The organism is Roseburia sp. AF15-21 (assembly GCF_003479505.1).
Lineage (GTDB): Bacteria > Bacillota > Clostridia > Lachnospirales > Lachnospiraceae > Roseburia_C > Roseburia_C amylophila.
The window spans coordinates 65,554-82,810 of the sequence record NZ_QUHG01000003.1 but is presented as its reverse complement, the minus strand read 5'-3'; the positions used below and the strand labels follow the sequence as shown (position 1 = coordinate 82,810).

Sequence of the window (17,257 nt, the reverse complement as noted above, 5' to 3'; positions counted from 1 at the left end):
CCTCCTTATCGTTATACTCCCTTATTCTATTTCAAATGTAATTTCTCTGGTTCCTGCCTGGCGGTTGCTTATCATAAGTTTTCCGCTTCCGGTCTTTCCTATGGTCTTTACATAAGTGCCACCCATACCGCCCTGCAGGCTGATGATGTCCGGTCCGATGAGTTCTAATGCTCCCTCACATTTTAGCTGCACCGGCTCCTGAAAATATGGTAACAGATTTCCATTTTCATCCACTGCCTGTATTCTTACTGCAGCCACATCATAGGTATGTGTTTCTCTTAATTTCCGGCTGCTTGCGGTAATCTGAATATTCACCTCATGTACCGGTTCTCTTACTAAAGTTTTGACCACCTTACCATCCTTTATGGCTTCTAACTTATATACCATGGATTGTCCGCCCCAGTCCCCGACATACTTGTTATAAAGTGCAACCGCATCCTCCATCTTCATATGATAAAGAATCATCAGCTTTGCTGCCAGATAATATGCTCTTTTCGGCAGATGATTCATGCCATAGCGTGCCGCCAGATTCAAAACTTCTTTTACCATTGCAGCCTGCTTCGGCGCGAAATCCTCTCCCTCTTCGATGGCATTTCCAATGTAATCGTCAATTGGAACCGGACCATGTTTCAGATTCTTATATGGGGAATCCGTTTTCTTATATTCCTTGATAAACCGAGCATTCTTATACATTTTAACGCTGTCTGCATTGGTAAAAATATAAGTCTCGCCCCGGTTGCAGGCAGGATGTTCTCCGATATCCATCGTTGAACTTAAGGCTAATACCGGTCTTTCTTCCTGCTGGCAGGCATAAACATCTGCCGCCATTTTCGGATTACGGAACATGTCCAAGACTCCGTGATAGCAGATTCTGTCTCCACTGCCGAAATCTTTATGTGTATTATAATCTGCCATACACCATCCGAAGCTTCCGGCAATATCCTCTTCTCCTGCTACTGCATCCAGTACACTGGCGTGGCGGAGTGCATGCCACATACGATGTTCTTCCCAGTCGAAGGATTTGGTGGAATACATATGTCCGTTATATTCCGTGATAAGATACGGTTTTTCTATATCGGATGTCACATTCTTCTTATGCTCACAGCCTTTGTTCAGACCATTGTGTACAAAATCATTATAGGTATATACATCCTCCAAAAGACTGCTCTTTTTATGTGCCCGCACGCCACCAGTCTGTCTGGTATCATCTAACTTATGTGCTATTGCATTGGTGCGGCGGTAAAATTCATCGTCATCCTGCGATTCATTAATCCGCACTCCCCAGAGAATAATGGATGGATGGTTGCGGTACTGTATCACCATGTCTTTTACATTTTCCACAGCCTGCACTTTCCATGCTTCATCGCCGATATGCTGCCAGCCCGGAATCTCGGTAAATACCATAAGCCCCAGCTCATCGCACCGGTTTATAAATTCCTGGGACTGCGGATAATGGGATGTCCGCACTGCATTCAGCCCTAACTCTTTCTTTAATACTTCCGCATCCATCCGCTGTATGGAAGCCGGCATGGCATAACCCACATAAGGATAACTCTGGTGACGGTTCAGTCCACGGATTTTAAGCTTCTGCCCATTTAAGTAAAAGCCATCTTTTTGGAATACTGCCCGGCGGAAGCCCACCGTTGTTACGGTCTCATCGATTATGATCCGCCCGGTTTCCATGCCTCCGCCTGCTGCTTCTTTGTCCGTTGCTCCTGCTGCGTCCTTATTTGCCGGATTCCCAGTTACAAGCTGGGTCTTTACTTCATATAACGCCGGATTCTCTACCTCCCATAGGGATACAATTCCTGCCGGAAATACAAGTGTTTTCTTTCCCTCCTGTGCAGGAATTTCAGCAAGCGTTTCCTCTCCAATCAGCCGGTATTCCTCTTCGTCTTTTTTCCGGATGAACTGCCGTAACAACAGGTTTTCTTCGTTTCCTGCCAGCGTGATTTCCGATAGCAGTGTTCCCTTCTTCGTTTCCAGTTCCACCTGTGGTTTTAAAAATACATCTGCAAGATAGCTTTCCTCATTTATCTCAAGGTACACATCCCGGTAAATTCCACCGTAAGTCATATAATCAATGACAAATCCAAAGGGCGGAACATTCAGATTCTCATTGCTGTCCACCCGCACCGCAATGATATTATCTTCCCCATAATGAAGCAGTGCTGAAATATCAATGGTAAATGCCGTATATCCGCAGTGGTGTGCCCCTGCTTTCTTTCCATTTACATAGACTTCACTGTCATGGGCAGCTCCTTCAAAGGTCAGCCGCACTACTTTCCCTTCCCACTCTTTCTTCGCCAAAAGGTGTCTGCGGTAGCCGCTTACCATCTGATACGCATGCTCATCAAAATAGTGAAAGGGCAGTTCCTTTACCGTATGGGGAATCCGCACGCTCTGCATCGCTACTTCGTCATATTCTGCGTTGCTTTGTGCTGCTTCCCATTTCTCACTAAAATACCAGTCATTGTCCAAATAGTATTTTTCTCTCATACCTTTTCCTCGCTCTTTCTACCGGTGTATTTCTATTCATACATCTCTATTTGCGCATATCTATTGCCTCGTGATAATTCCATCCACCAGAATATTCACTACTTCCTCTAATGCCTCACCATAGGAAAGCTTGCTCTGAATCAGGATGTCTCTCTGGAAGAACTGCTCTAAGGAGGCTTCCAGCATCATCTTTAAAACCGGTATGTTGATGCGGCGGATTACGCCTTCCTCCATGCCCTGTTCCAATAACGCAATGGTGGTCTCCCAGCCGGTCTCTAACCGAAGTTCCACCTGATGATAAATTTCCGGAAATTTATCTTTTAATAAATACATCTGCCGGAAATCGATTTCCTTATAGCTCTCCGGCATTACCCCTAGGATTTTCCGTATTTTTTCTAAAGTGCCAAGGCTTTCGTCTGCCATAACTTCCCGTTCACTTTCCTTGATGCAGTCAAACAGATAATCCACCATGGCAAGAAATAACGCCTCTTTATCTGCAAATACCTGATAAATTGTTTTCTTGCTGATACCAAGAATGCGGGCGATATCATCCATGGTAAATTTCAATCCCTTCTGGTTAAATGCCTGCATCGTGCCCTGCAATATTTTCTCTCTCAATTCCATTTTCACTACCCCTGTTCTCTGTGGAAACTACTTTTTGTTTTTCGGTTTCCTTAATTGTAACACCTTGGGATTTCCGTTACAAGAAACTGAATTACCAAAATTGGTTTCCTGAATTTGTGTATTTTGACGAGAAGGGAATTTCAACTACGCAAAATACCATTTATATTTTTTCAATTACAACATAACTTACTTCATTTTGCCCCCATCCTGATGTCTTAACACTCAAATATTAGTAAAAGAGCCAGATACCTTAAAACAAAGATATCTGGCTCTTCATAATTATTTTATTTAATTTTGAATCTCCTCTTACAGGAAGATATACTTACAAATGAATAATACTGCAAGAATATACATCAGCGGAGTAATCTTCTTAGCTTTACCACAGATTAAGTTGATGATAACGTAAGAGATAACACCGATTGCGATACCTTCTGCAATGCTGTACATAAGAGGCATAGCGATTAAGCAAAGGTATGCAGGAGCTGCTTCTGTAATATCGTTGAAGTCAATCTTAACGATTGCAGATACCATAAGGAATCCAACGAAGATTAATGCAGGAGCGGTAGCAAATCCTGGGATTGCTGTAAAGATTGGTGCAAATAAGATTGCAATCAGGAACATGAATCCGGTTACAACAGATGCAAAACCGGTTCTGGCACCTGCACCTACACCAGCAGAACTCTCTACAAAAGTTGTGGTTGTAGAAGTACCAAGAACAGCACCAGCAGATGTTGCGATAGCGTCAGCTAATAATGCATTTTTAACTCTAGGAAGTTTTCCTTCTTTGTCTAACATGCCTGCCTTATCAGAAACACCGATTAAGGTTCCGATGGTATCAAACATATCTACAAATAAGAAGGATAATAATACTACGATAAAGTTAACAATACCTACACCGGTAAAGTCAGCTTTGAAACACTGTCCAAAGGTTTCTCCGATTTTGGTGAAGTCTGTCATTGCAAATGTAGGATATAAAGAATAGAATCCAGCTTCTGCATCAATCTGATAGATGCCTGCCGCCTGGCAGATCATACCAAGGATCCATGTAGCAAGGATTCCGATAAGGATGGAACCTTTTACATTCTTTACATATAAAATGATGGTAAGAATTAAACCAATCAGTGCAAGTAAAGCACAGATTCCTTCTGTATGCCAGTTCTCTGTAAATTTAACATAAGATAATAAAGTAGTGCTGTTGTCAACAACAATGTGAGCACCCTGTAAACCGATGAAAGCAATAAACAGACCAATACCGGCACTTACACCTTTTTTCAGTGTAGCAGGAATGGCATTGAAAATTGCCTCACGTACGTTGGTCAGTGAAAGCACGATAAAGATGATACCTTCAATGAACACTGCCATTAATGCGACTCTCCAGTCATAACCCATATTTCCACATACTGTAAATGCGAAATATGCATTCAATCCCATACCAGGAGCTAATGCGAATGGATAATTAGCCATCAAAGCCATTGCAAGTGTTCCGATAAAGGATGCAAGACAGGTTGCAATCAGAACTGCAGTAGGATCCATGCCAGCAGCAGATAACAGGTTCGGGTTAACTGCCAGGATGTAAGCCATTGTCATAAATGTGGTAAGACCTGCAATTACTTCTGTCTTGACGTTAGTGTTGTTCTCTTTGAATTTGAACATTTTCTCTAACATTTTTCTTCCTCCAAATTGTTTTTTATACCTAAAGCCAGCCTCTCTGGCAATAAGTCATGGTAAACTTCTCTTCTGTAAATTATTTTCCTTCATATGTAATTACAGAAGCAACATCATAACCCTTCAAACGTTCTCTTCCCTTTAATCCAGCCAGTTCCATTAAGAAAATGACTTTGACTACTTCACCGCCAAGCTGCTCTACTAATTTGATAGCAGCTTCAATGGTTCCGCCGGTTGCGATTAAGTCATCTACTAAAACAACCTTCTGCCCCGGTTTGATGGAATCCTTGTGCATCTCAATGGTAGCCTGTCCATACTCTAAATCATAAGACTGTGAAATGGTCTCACATGGTAATTTTCCTTTTTTACGAACCGGTACAAACGGTTTATGCATTTCGTAAGCAATTGGTACTCCGAAAATGAATCCTCTGGATTCTGTACCGGCAACTACATCATATTCCACACCATCTAAAAGCTTGATCATGGAATCTATTGCAAGCTGAAGTCCGTCTGCATCCTGCAATACGGAAGTAATATCCCTGAAAATAATTCCCGGCTCTGGAAAATCCGGTATACTTCTTACATATTCTTCTATTTTTTTCATCTTAGTACCCTTCTTTCTATTTACTGCCCTCTGTTTTAAAAAACACCTTTTTATTATAAATTTATACTGCCAGAAATACAAGCAATTTTTTATAAAATGTTAAGTTTTATCGTTACAATTTTTTATGAAAAGTTGCTATTTTATTGCAAATATATTAAGATGTTCTATACGAAAGAAAAGTTCGGAAAGGGGATTTCTTGTGAAAATTCTGATTTTATCCTGCAACACAGGAGAAGGACATAACGCCGCCGGTCATGCCGTGGAAGAGGCAGCTTTAGCAAGGGGACACGAAGTAAATTTCGTTGATGCCATGCAGCTTGGCAAAAGACATACTTCACGCCTTATCAGCGGACTTTATATTGGGATTGTAAAGCATCTGCCGTGGTTTTTCGGTTTCATTTATAAACTGGGAATGCTTATCAGTAACCGCCATTTCAAATCTCCGGTTTACTGGGCAAATGCAAAGCTGGCGAAACCGCTTGCATCCCTCATCGAAGAAGGAAATTATGACATTGTGGTGATGCCGCACCTTTACCCGGCAGAGACCATTACTTATATGAAGAAACACAACATGCTGCCGGTAAAAGCAGTCGCTATCGGAACCGATTATACCTGCATCCCTTTCTGGGAGGAAACCAACTGCGACTACTATGTTATTCCCCATGAGGATTTAGTAGACGAATATATAAAACGCGGTGTTCCAAAGGAAAAATTACTGCCTTACGGTATTCCGGTACGCCACGCCTTTGCCAATCATACACCAAAAGACATTGCCCGCCGCAAATGCCACCTAGATGCTGATTCTCCTACCTTTCTCATTATGAGCGGAAGTATGGGATTTGGAAAACTGGCAGTCTTTGCCATGGCACTTTATAAGCAGTGTAAAAATGACGAACACATTGTAATTATCTGTGGAAACAATAAGAAATTACAGTCAGTTCTCACCAAAGAATTCAGACATTGCCCGCGGGTTCATGTCTTAGGCTACACCAGACATGTTTCCCTTTATATGGATGCCTGTGATGTCATCTTTACCAAACCGGGCGGACTTACCTCTACCGAAACTTTGGTAAAGGGAATCCCAACTATCCATACCGCACCGATTCCAGGCTGTGAAACCGCAAACAGTGCATTTTTCGTAGACCGTGGTATTTCCTATGCCTCTAAATACATGATAGAACAGATTCGCCTTGGAAAGCTGCTGATGCGAAGCCATGATTTACAGGAGGAAATGCATACCGCACAGCTCCGGGAGCAGAAATCCGATGCAGCAGAACGCATTGTAGACCTGTTAGAATCACTGTCTGAAAAATAACGACCGTAACTTTTGACCGAACAAGCGATTGTGAAAGCGTGAGGAGACGATTTGCCCCATAATATTACGCTGATTCACAGGAGGTTATCTTTCTCTACGAAATACCACAGTTCTAATATGCGTGTTTTTCTTTTTGTGATTAAAACAGTCTTTCCAATGTTTGTCAGAATAGCGGCACGGTTCGCCGAAGTGCAGATGCCTGATAAGGGCTGTTAGGGGCACTGGGAATTTCGTCTGGCAACAGGCAACGCTGGTACATGGATGTACCAGCGAGGCACAATTGAACAAGGATGTGAATTTGTGCCGGTTGCCAGATGAACTTGGCATTATATCGAAATTCCCAGTGCCCCTTGCAGGCATTATGCGGCATCTGCCCTCGACGGACAGTACCGCTATTCAGCCAAAGCAACCGGAAAGACAGTTTACATGCAAGAAAAACACGCATTCTAAGAACTGTTGGCATTTCATAGTGCACAAAGATAACTCCCCTGCGAATCCCGTAATATTTTCCAGCAAAATCTATCTCCTTCCGCAATCACCTGTTTATCGAAAAGAAAAGGAGCCTTTATATGAACCAGTCAATTATCACCTGCATCTTTTTTTCCATCGCCGGCTATCTCAGCGGCAGCATACTCTATGCCTACTGGATTCCAAAGATATTATTCCAGAAAGATATCTGTGCATTAAGTCCGGATGGAAATCCCGGCACTGCCAATGCCTTTGTGTACGGCGGATTCCGGGCTGGTATTCTTGCGCTCCTTTTGGAGCTTTTCAAGGGCTTTTTCCCGGTTGTACTCGCCCTACGGACATTGGATATTGACACTCCATACATGATTCCGATTCTGATAGCACCGGTTCTCGGACATGCGTTCCCATTGCAGTTTCATCCGAAAAACAGTAACAAAAAAGGCGGCAAAGCCATTGCCGTCTCCTTTGGTGTACTGCTTGGAATCTTTCCGGTTGTTCTGCCGGTTCTTTTCCTTGCAGCTGCTTATATTCTTTTTTCTGTGGTCTTAATTATCCGGCCACATCTTTTTCGGTCCATTATTACCTTTGGCGTATTCTGCCTTCTGGTCTTTCTCTTTGTGCCGGTTCTCTCCATTGACTTTGCCTGCCTTGGAATTGCACTGCTTGTTATCTATAAGCATCTTTGTGCTTACCAGAATGAGAAACTTTCCATCCGGTTTTTCTTCCAAAAATAGCTTTTTTAAAAGATACTTACCAGGAAATAACTTCGGTTCCCTCTTCGGTTACCAGAACCTGAATCTCCCACTGGGCACTTGGAAGTCCGTCTTCTGTATACACGGTCCAGTTATTTTCATCATCTATGTAGATAGCTTCTTTTCCCATATTTACCATTGGCTCAATCGTAAACATCATGCCCGGAACTAAGAGCATCTCGGTTCCTCTCTTGCTGTGATAGCCAACCCATGGCTCTTCGTGGAATTCTTTTCCAACACCATGTCCACCGATTTCTCTTACGATAGTATAGCCATTTTCATAAGCATGGTCATGCACTGCCTGACCCATATCTCCTAAAAAGCCCCATGGTTTTACCGCTTTTAAGCCTTCTTCCACACATTCTTTCGTTACCTGGACAAGACGCTTCTTTTCTTCACTGACATCTCCAATCAGAAACATTCTGGAGGAATCGGAGAAATATCCATCTAATATTGTGGAAACATCCACATTAATGATATCGCCATCCTTTAAAATAATATCCTCCGATGGAATACCATGGCATACCTCTTCATTAATTGACGTACAGACGCTCTTCGGAAATCCCTGATAATTAAGTGGTGCCGGGATTCCACCCATAGCTGTTGTTTTCTCATATACCATACGGTCAATTTCTTCTGTACTCATGCCGGCTTTGATATGCTCAGCCACATAATCCAGTACTGCCACATTAATTTTGGCACTTTCCCTGATACCTTCGATATCCTTCGGTGTCTTAATCAAATCATGGGTTGGCACAATACAGCCTGCCTCACGATACTTTTCAATCTTCTCATCAAATGACTGATGGCATGTCTTATACTTTCTTCCACTGCCACACCAGCAGGGATCATTTCTACCTATTTTTACAGACATTTCTATTTCCTTCCATTCTAATGATTCAATATGATATTCCCAAAATCCACTCTGTCCCAGAGCTTCTCATTCAGTTTATACTTATGTTCTTTTAAAATCTGCTCATATGGCTCTGCCCCGGCACTGTAACCGTCAAAATCACTGTTATTCTCTGCTGCTATCTGATTCTGATATTTCTGTGCCAGTGCAGCTTTCTCTAACTGACGATCTATCTCTGCTTTATCAACGCCCAGTCTTTCCTGCTGTTCCTCTGTCATATCCGTCCAGAAATCCTCCTGACGGCTACAAAGCTGTTCTTCTTCTTTTTCATCCAGCGTCAGTTTCTCTGCCATTGCCTGCCGGTAAAAGATTTCATCATGTACTGCCATTTCGATGACATGGGTCTTTGCCACTTCTTTTACAAACCTTCCACTGGTATGAAGATTCCAATACTTATTCGTATCATAATAGTCATAGGCTGCTGCCTCATCTTCTACCTTCAGTTCCTCATAAGCGATATACATTGCCAGATCCCCAAGCTGCAGTTTTTCTCCATCTACTGTCAGGATATCTTCGGAAAGATACTCCCTGTATACAATCTTCCCCCTTCGTTCGGAAACAAAGAGACTGATTAATAACAGTACCAGTAGAATCAGTATTGTAATGAACCATATGCGCTTCTTCTGTGATTTATTTTCACTCATACACTATCCTATTTGCAAAGCTCTGCTACAACCTGTCCGATTAATTTACCATCTGCCTTACCTTTTAACTCCGGCATAACTGTTTTCATAATCTGACCTTTATTTTTGGTTGCAATGACATCTGCAAATTTTTCTGTCAGAATCTTACGTACTTCTTCCTCAGAAAGCATTGCCGGTGCATATTCGCTCATAATGTCATAACGCTGCTGATATTCCGCAAGTAAATCTGTTCTTTCTGCCGGACAGGAATCAATCTGTTCTTTTACGGTCTTCATTTCTTTTAAAATCACACGGTTTACTAATTCTTCTTTTATGTCATCACGACAGCCTTCATCAATTGCTGTTTTCTTCACTGCAGAAACCAGCGAAGAAATTGCATCTTTTCTTGGTTTATCTTTTGCCTTCATTGCTGCTATCATTTCTTTTTGTAACTGTTCTATCTGCATTTCTTATTCCTCCTAAAATATTTTCTACTTTTTCATTATACGCAACTTGAAAGATTTTACAAGTTCTTAAAACCCCGCAGTAGTTTGCTTACTGCGGGGAATTTTTATCATTTTTCTTCTTTATGGATAACTTTTTACAATACACGCCGGACAGATATAATGCTTCGATAAGTTGCTGAGCCTGTCTTAATGCCGGTAGACGGTGAACTTGCATGGACAATCTGTCCTCCGCCCATATAAATTGCCACATGACCGGCATAGCAGACAATGTCACCTGGCTGGGCATTCTCATAGCTTACTTCACTTCCTGCCCGCTGTAATGCTACCGAACTATGAGGCAGGCTGATTCCAAAGTTTGCATAGACACTTTTAATGAATCCGGAACAATCTGCTCCATCAGTCAGGCTCTCGCCGCCCCATACATACGGGTTTCCAATAAACTGACAGGCATAAGATACTACATCACTTCCACTTACTGATGTACTAAAAGAAGGATTCAATCCACCTCCCCCTGTACTGCCACCAGTAGTGCTGTCACCTCCGGTATTGCTGCCATTATTATTTCCCGTTGTATTTCCATTATTATTGTTAGCAGTTGTTGTATTATTACCTTTATTATTATTCTGAGCAGCGGCAGCTGCTGCAGCTGCCTGCTCCTGTCTTATGATTTCATTCTGCTCATCAACAGTAGCTTTATACTGGGCTGCAAGACTCTGGGCTGATGCAAGCTGAGTATCAAAATCAGACATCTGAGACTGTTTCTCTGCAATCATGCTTTCATAAGAAGCCTGCTGTTCCTGATAAGACTGCTGCACTTCCTCTAACTCTGCCTTCTCTGTCTCCACCTGACTCTTAAGGTCAGCTACCTGCTGCACTGTCTCCTGATACTGCGTCAGCAGATTTCTGTCATAATCATAAATCTGCTGGGCATATTCCAGACGATTCAGTAAATCAGAGAAATCTGTTGCACCCACCAGTGCCTCAATATAACTGTCATCCCCATTCTCATACATATATACAATACGCTTTTTCATAGCATCGTACTGGTTCTGTTCATCTTCCTGCGCCTGTGCAAGCTGTGCTGTCACATTATCCAGTTCAGTCTGCTTATCCGAAAGTTCCCCTTCCAGAATATCTAAGTTCATAATAATATTTACCAGATCTGCATCCAGTGCATCAATCTGGGACTGCAGTTCCTGCTGCTGGCTCTGTATATTCTCTATATCTGCATTGGCATTATCCAATGCGGTCTGTGCTTCACTCTTCTTGTTTTTAGCCTTTGAAAGAGCGCTTGCTGACGCACTTTGAAAACATGAAATTCCAAGAATTGCTACCAGTCCTGCTGCAACCAACCGCATTTTCCACATATGTTTTTTTCTGTGCATATTTCTGCTCCTTCCACTTTTGTGTATTTCCTATCATCTTAGTATAACATCATGATACCATCTTTACAATTAACAATTTATCGCCTTTTTGAATTTCTTCACTCTTTAAGTCGTTGGTTTCCATTAACTGGGAAATAGTCGTATGATTTGCCTTGGCAATTTTCCAGAGACTGTCCCCCTCTCTTACAATATATCCAGTAATTCCTGGCTGTCTCTGTAATTCTTCCATATCCCGTTCTGTAATTCTAATTTCATCCATTTTCTGGATGTTCTCCTGTGAAAATGCAATCAGATTCAGATTCAGTACTGCCTTTACCTCAATCTGGGTATTGTCTAAAAGAATCGCTGACAACTGCTCGATTCCCGCTTCCAGTTCATAGTTCATATCGTCTGTCATTTCCGGGACTTCAATCAACTGTTCAAAAGGAAATGTCTCCCGGCAGGTTCCAATCGGCATGGCATCGTCCGTGGTTACATAAAGGATTTCCACATTCAGGCTTCCTTCCACTTTAAGACCGTCTGCCTGTGGCTCCACATGGTCAATAAATGCCATTCCTTCGCAGGAACAAATCTGCAGGATATTCTCCTGATTCTTCTTTAAATTCATGTGGTCTGTCAACCGGCATTTTGCATAATTCTTTGCCAGCAGCCTGCTCATGGTAACTTCTTCATAAGCTGGTGTCATCTCTTCCCGCAGCGAATATACGTCCTCTACCACATCTGCCTCTGTTTCCTTCCAGATACAGATATCTAATTCTAACGTCATATCCAGACTGATTTTCCGGTCTTCTCCATCATAATCCGGTCTGACCTCTACTTCCACACTGGCAGGTGTTACCTGAATCCGATAGATTTTTTCCTCACTGCATCCCTCGCAGGCAAGTTCTCCGTTCAGTGGTATCGTCTCTTCTAACCATTCTAACCGGCGTTCTTCTTTCTGGGCATAATAAAGCAAAAACAGCCTTATTTCTCCGGTAAGCTGGATTTTTTCTTCTCGTAACCTCGTTTCCACACCCCGAAGCTGCACACTTTTCCATAAAATCTGTTCTACATCTGGCTTGCTCTGGGGCAACTCTATTTCCTGTTTCAACCGGTAATTATCTTTCTTACAGGTTTCCAATTCCAGAATATTATGCCTGTTCTGAAGGATTTCCAACGGATGTTCCATGGCTACTCCCGTAATCAGTTCCGTCTCCTTGCGCATCCGCATTTCTGCCTTCAGCATCACCAGTGCACGAACACTTAATTTTCTGGAATTAATAATCCCGATATTAATGTCTTCCAGTTCTGCTGTGACGTCCACCGGATCTAATTCATTCACTCCATCCATACTGATGGTTTCTTCAAATGGAATCTGTCCCCGCAGGCAGTCTAATTTATGCTCCTCCATATCGCTGCGGTAGAGCACATGAAAGATAAGATTCCCCTTCACATAAATACGTCCTTCTTTTACCTGTATCTCATCAAAGCGGATTTCACCTTTTTCTTTCAGTACTTTTACAATATCCGGCCGATAATCCGGTAGATTGTAATCATCATCCAGAGTAATCTGACTCATGGCACTGGCTTTTTCATAATTCATATGTATGTTCTGTTTCTTTATTTCCACTAAAAAAATCCCCTTCCTGAATGTTATTTCATTTTATTCAGGAAAAAGGGACTTTATTCTTCTAACATAATTTCATTCGGATATCTCTTGTTATGATATCTGTATAACTGAAAGATAATAACTGTGGCGGATTGCCTTCTCTTTCATCATCTACAAGAATCGTGAATACACTCGGATAAGCATTCTGTATTACACCACGCTGTACATCTACTTTATTACGACCTCTGTCCAGTTGAATCATTACACTGCTACCGCACTGCTGATGCACGGATGCCCGGACTCTGTTAATATCTGCTCTCTGCATATACCAGTTCCTCCTTTTTTATCCACGCTCTTTAGTATATCACCGTGTTAAAATGCTGTCAAAGGGAAAAAAGTACCATTTTTTCACTCAAACACCACGTTCTTGTCACATTTTGTCACCTCAACCACAATATATGGGAAACTTGGTGCCTTTGCCACCGTCTCATTCTCCCCCGGGCCAATCAGCGTTGTAACAAAACAGAGGGCATTCTGAGTCAGATAAACATCTTTTACGGAAATGCTGTAGCCTCCCGTTTCCTTCTCTCCATAACCCCTTGCAATATAGAGTTTTCCGTTATCTTCATAAGTCAACTTGAAATCCATTTCCTTTCGTTCTTCAATTTCCTGCTTCAATTCTTCCGGCACTGCTTCCTCTTCTAACACGGTAAATTCCACGTCTTCTATTTTACTGCCATTGGTATCTTCGATACCGCAGCCTGCTGCTGCCAGTCCAATCCATGCTACCGCAAGCAGACCGATGACACTCCGGACAGCTTTCCTTGCTTCTATTGTTTTCCGTTTCACTTTCTTCTCCCTGTTTTTATTCTTTTCATTCTATTCCAAAATCCGGATTATCATGTTGTAATTCTTAAGTTTTACCGCTATAATAGGGAAAGAAATCAGTATTTTGTTTTTGAAATTTATACCCAGAAAGGAATTCTATCTCTATGATACGAGCAATTCTTGCACTTTTATTTGCTGTTCTTTACCTGATTCTTGGTATTCCAGTTCTCTTTGTAGAATGGATTATCCGTAAATGCAACCACCATGCCGCCGATATCAGCAGTCTTCGCATGGTGCAGTGGGCATTCCGTGTGATCATGTTTATCTGTGGCGTTAAGCTGACTGTAATCGGGGAAGAAAATGTTCCAAAAGATGTTCCGGTTCTTTATATCGGAAATCATAGAAGTTATTTTGACATTATTATCACTTATTCCAGATGTCCGAGACTCACCGGTTACATTGCCAAAGACACCATGGGAAAAGTTCCTCTTTTAAACATCTGGATGAAGCGGCTCTACTGCCTCTTCTTAGACCGTACCGATATGAAGAAGGGCTTAAAAACCATTCTGACCGGTATCGACCAGATTAAAGCCGGCATTTCCATGTGTATCTTCCCGGAAGGTACCAGAAACAAGACTGAGGACGAAATGCTTCCTTTCAAAGCCGGAAGTCTAAAGCTCTCTGAGAAAACCGGATGTCCGATTGTTCCTATGGCAATCACCAATTCTGCTGATATTCTGGAAAATCATTTTCCAAAGGTAAAACCTACCCATGTTATCCTGCAGTATGGTACTCCGATTTATTTAGACCAGCTTTCTGCTGATGACCGCAAACATCTTGCTGCCTATACACAGAATACGGTGCATGAGCTGCTGGCAGATAACCGGAAATATCTTTAAACCGCAAATATTGATAAAAAAAAGAACTGTAGCTTTGATGACTATACTTCAAAGTTACAGTTTCTTTTTTCATTTTTCTATATTATTATCAAACACTTCCTGTATTTACCATTAAAAAAAACATTTTCTTATGCTTCGGTTAATGCTGCCACCACTTTCGGGAATTCCATAAAATGGGATGCCTTGACTAAAACAGCATCTCCTTCTTTTACGGTAGCAAGAAGTTCTTCTGTCATCTCCTCACGGGTTGCATAGTGTTTTACGGTCAGAGCCGGATTCTGTTTCTTCGCTCCTTCTGCCAGTTTCCCGGATAATGTTCCAACACAGAATAACAAATCAATCGGCAGTGTTCCGGCATAGGTTCCCACTTCATAATGAAGCTGTTTTTCATCCTCTCCTAATTCACCCATATCTCCAAGAACCGCTATCTTTCGTCCCCCTGCCTTAGACAGGACATCCAAAGATGCCTTCATGGAAACCGGATTCGCATTGTAGCAGTCATCAATAACCGTCATGCCCTTTGTGTGAATCAGATTCGTTCTTCCGCTGATGGTGGAAGCGGCTGCAATTCCACATTTAATTTCATCCATGGAAAGGCCTAACTGTTCTGCCACGCAGGTTGCTGCCAGTGCATTATATACATTATGTTCTCCCGGAATTGGAATAAATACTTCCATGTCTCCCTGTGGAGTGTGGAATTCTGCTGTCATTCCTTCTAAGCCATGCTCTGTAACTGCATCTGCACAGACGGAAGTCTCACAGAGATTCCTTCCCTTAATTCCATAAAATACAGGCTTTCTTCCTGCCACCTGCTCTACAGTCGAAAGTTTATCATCATCTCCATTTAATATCACAACACCATCCGGTTTCAAATGGGCAAAGCTTTCTGTCTTTGCTTTTAAGATTCCATCTCTGGTTTTCAAATTCTCCAGATGACATAAACCGATATTGGTAATAACCATAATATCCGGCTGCGCCATATCTGCCAGTTCATGCATCTCGCCAAATTCAGAAATTCCCATTTCCAGAACTGCAACCTGATGCTCTTTTTCAATCTGAAAAATAGTCAGTGGCAGACCGATTCCATTATTAAAATTCCCCTGTGTCTTATGTACCCGGAATTTTGTGCCCAGTACAGATGCAATCATTTCTTTGGTACTGGTCTTTCCAACACTTCCGGTAATTCCCACTACTTTAATGTCAAGGGTATTCCGATAGAAACGTGCCAGACGCTTCATGGCAGTTATGGTATCTTCCACCAGAATATAAGCTCCATCTACATCAAGTCTCTGCTGGGACAGTGCATATGCTCCCTTTTTTAATACATCCGGAATAAATTTGTGACCATCTACCTTTTCTCCCGGAATGGCAACAAATAAATCTCCTGCCTTTACTCTCCGGCTGTCAATCTCTACTCCGGTTACGGTATATTCTTTTGCTTCATCCCCACCTATTAATGTTCCACCGCAGGCTTCTGCAATCTGTGCTAATGTCAGTTCCTTCATATCCGCCTTCTCTGCCCTTTCTTATGCTCCGTATTTCTCCATGGAAATATCAACCAGCTGCTGGCATAACTCTTCGAAGTTTACTCCTTCTACCTTGGCTTCCTGCGGCAGTAAGCTGGTTGCTGTCATACCAGGCAATGTATTTGCCTCTAAGCAGTATACTTCATCTTTTGCATTGACTAAGAAGTCGATTCTGGAATAGGTGTCCAGGCCTAACGCTTCCGCAACTTTTACTGCATGCTTCTGCATCTCTTTTGCCACACTGTCTTTAATATCTGCCGGACAGGTTTCCACTGTGCTTCCAGCCTTATACTTATTTTTATAATCGTAAAATCCTTCTTTTGGTGCAATCTCGATAACCGGCAATGCTCTTCCTTTGATGACACCTACTGAAAATTCTCTTCCCTCTACATATTCTTCAATTAAGATTTCATCTTCCCAGAAGAATGCATCATCCAATGCTTTTGTAAAATTGCTTTCTTCTTTTACAATGGAAACACCGATACTAGAACCACCACAGCATGGCTTTACCACGCAAGGCAGCGTAATTCCGATTTCAGCCAGGCTGTCTTTTCTGTCCTTTTTCTTCATATAAATGCCCTTCGGACATGGGATTCCATTGGCTTCAAAAAACTGCTTTGCCATATTTTTATTCATGGCAATCGCACTGCTTAAATAGCCGCTTCCGGTATAACGGATTCCAAACAAATCAAAGGCTGCCTGAATCTTACCATTCTCTCCATTTTCTCCATGTAATGCCATAAATACAATATCTGCCATACGGCACATTGCGATTACATTTGGTCCAAAGAAGCAGGCAGACTGGTCTTTTCTACTCTTTCTTACCTTATCAAGATCCGGAGCCGTCTCCGGTATATCCGTTACTTTTACACTTGCTTCTTCTGAATGTTCAAAAATTCCAGTAATATCCTGTTCTTCTTCTCCATATCCCATAAACACATCCAGAAGAATAACCTGATGTCCATTCTTCCGCAATGCCTTTGTTACCATATCTCCTGTTTTAAAAGACACATCACGCTCTGTGCTCAAGCCGCCTGCCAAAACTACGATATTCATTCTCTAATGTCCTTCTTTCTTTCAGATTCAAATATGTATATTACA

General features: G+C 42.0%; 16 protein-coding genes. 3 read left to right on the top strand and 13 right to left on the bottom strand.

The genetic code is table 11. The features are described 5' to 3' along the window. Positions 1-21: 21 nt before the first annotated feature. The 4 genes from DWW33_RS05680 to DWW33_RS05665 all read right to left on the bottom strand — a co-directional run bounded on the left by DWW33_RS05680 (position 22) and on the right by DWW33_RS05665 (position 5,392). The gene (locus tag DWW33_RS05680) at positions 22-2,499 is read right to left on the bottom strand and encodes a glycoside hydrolase family 2 protein (RefSeq protein ID WP_118639032.1); all 2,478 of its coding nucleotides are present in this window, start codon (positions 2,497-2,499) and stop codon (positions 22-24) included. A 60-nt stretch (positions 2,500-2,559) separates the two neighbouring features. Continuing rightward, complete coding sequence (locus DWW33_RS05675) at positions 2,560-3,123, bottom strand: TetR/AcrR family transcriptional regulator (protein ID WP_117841322.1); 564 nt, start codon at positions 3,121-3,123, stop codon at positions 2,560-2,562. A gap of 306 nt (positions 3,124-3,429) precedes the next feature. Then, positions 3,430-4,788, bottom strand: coding sequence for an NCS2 family permease (locus tag DWW33_RS05670; protein ID WP_117698845.1), 1,359 nt, complete (start codon positions 4,786-4,788; stop codon positions 3,430-3,432). A 79-nt stretch (positions 4,789-4,867) separates the two neighbouring features. Then, positions 4,868-5,392 carry an adenine phosphoribosyltransferase gene (locus DWW33_RS05665; protein ID WP_117841324.1) on the bottom strand — a complete coding sequence of 175 codons (525 nt, stop codon included), beginning with the start codon at positions 5,390-5,392 and terminating at the stop codon, positions 4,868-4,870. Positions 5,393-5,591: 199 nt separating this feature from the next. On the opposite strand from DWW33_RS05665, the gene DWW33_RS05660 reads away from it, so the two are divergent. Continuing rightward, positions 5,592-6,707, top strand: coding sequence for an MGDG synthase family glycosyltransferase (locus DWW33_RS05660; RefSeq protein WP_118639031.1), 1,116 nt, complete (start codon positions 5,592-5,594; stop codon positions 6,705-6,707). 569 nt (positions 6,708-7,276) lie between these two features. After that, positions 7,277-7,909, top strand: a complete 633-nt coding sequence (locus tag DWW33_RS05655) for a glycerol-3-phosphate acyltransferase (protein ID WP_117841326.1) — start codon at positions 7,277-7,279, stop codon at positions 7,907-7,909. Positions 7,910-7,925: 16 nt separating this feature from the next. Here the strand turns inward: DWW33_RS05655 and DWW33_RS05650 are convergent, their stop codons facing one another. The 7 genes from DWW33_RS05650 to DWW33_RS05620 form a co-directional block, all read right to left on the bottom strand. Next, on the bottom strand, positions 7,926-8,801 hold the full coding sequence (locus tag DWW33_RS05650; protein WP_022244192.1) for a methionyl aminopeptidase: 876 nt from the start codon (positions 8,799-8,801) through the stop codon (positions 7,926-7,928). 17 nt (positions 8,802-8,818) lie between these two features. Then, complete coding sequence (locus DWW33_RS05645) at positions 8,819-9,484, bottom strand: hypothetical protein (RefSeq protein WP_117698850.1); 666 nt, start codon at positions 9,482-9,484, stop codon at positions 8,819-8,821. 8 nt (positions 9,485-9,492) lie between these two features. After that, entirely contained in the window at positions 9,493-9,930 is a 438-nt protein-coding gene (locus DWW33_RS05640) for a GatB/YqeY domain-containing protein (protein WP_022244194.1), read from the bottom strand. Between the two features lie 134 nt (positions 9,931-10,064). Continuing rightward, positions 10,065-11,315: a C40 family peptidase gene (locus DWW33_RS05635; RefSeq protein ID WP_117698851.1), complete on the bottom strand. Its 1,251-nt coding sequence runs from the start codon at positions 11,313-11,315 to the stop codon at positions 10,065-10,067. Positions 11,316-11,364: 49 nt separating this feature from the next. Beyond that, positions 11,365-12,924, bottom strand: coding sequence for a DUF3794 and LysM peptidoglycan-binding domain-containing protein (locus tag DWW33_RS05630; RefSeq protein WP_117698852.1), 1,560 nt, complete (start codon positions 12,922-12,924; stop codon positions 11,365-11,367). A gap of 61 nt (positions 12,925-12,985) precedes the next feature. Then, complete coding sequence (locus tag DWW33_RS05625) at positions 12,986-13,228, bottom strand: Veg family protein (RefSeq protein WP_022244197.1); 243 nt, start codon at positions 13,226-13,228, stop codon at positions 12,986-12,988. Positions 13,229-13,311: 83 nt separating this feature from the next. After that, positions 13,312-13,752, bottom strand: a complete 441-nt coding sequence (locus DWW33_RS05620) for a protease complex subunit PrcB family protein (protein WP_227710067.1) — start codon at positions 13,750-13,752, stop codon at positions 13,312-13,314. A 143-nt stretch (positions 13,753-13,895) separates the two neighbouring features. Here DWW33_RS05620 and DWW33_RS05615 point away from each other — a divergent pair, with 143 nt between their 5' ends. After that, positions 13,896-14,630, top strand: a complete 735-nt coding sequence (locus DWW33_RS05615; RefSeq protein WP_118639030.1) for a lysophospholipid acyltransferase family protein — start codon at positions 13,896-13,898, stop codon at positions 14,628-14,630. Positions 14,631-14,758: 128 nt separating this feature from the next. Here the strand turns inward: DWW33_RS05615 and DWW33_RS05610 are convergent, their stop codons facing one another. Both DWW33_RS05610 and DWW33_RS05605 read right to left on the bottom strand, forming a co-directional pair. Beyond that, positions 14,759-16,135, bottom strand: coding sequence for a UDP-N-acetylmuramoyl-tripeptide--D-alanyl-D-alanine ligase (locus tag DWW33_RS05610; RefSeq protein WP_118639029.1), 1,377 nt, complete (start codon positions 16,133-16,135; stop codon positions 14,759-14,761). Between the two features lie 21 nt (positions 16,136-16,156). Continuing rightward, positions 16,157-17,212 (bottom strand): D-alanine--D-alanine ligase family protein, encoded by a 1,056-nt coding sequence (locus DWW33_RS05605; RefSeq protein WP_117946205.1) that lies wholly within the window; start codon positions 17,210-17,212, stop codon positions 16,157-16,159. Between the last annotated feature and the right edge of the window lie 45 nt (positions 17,213-17,257).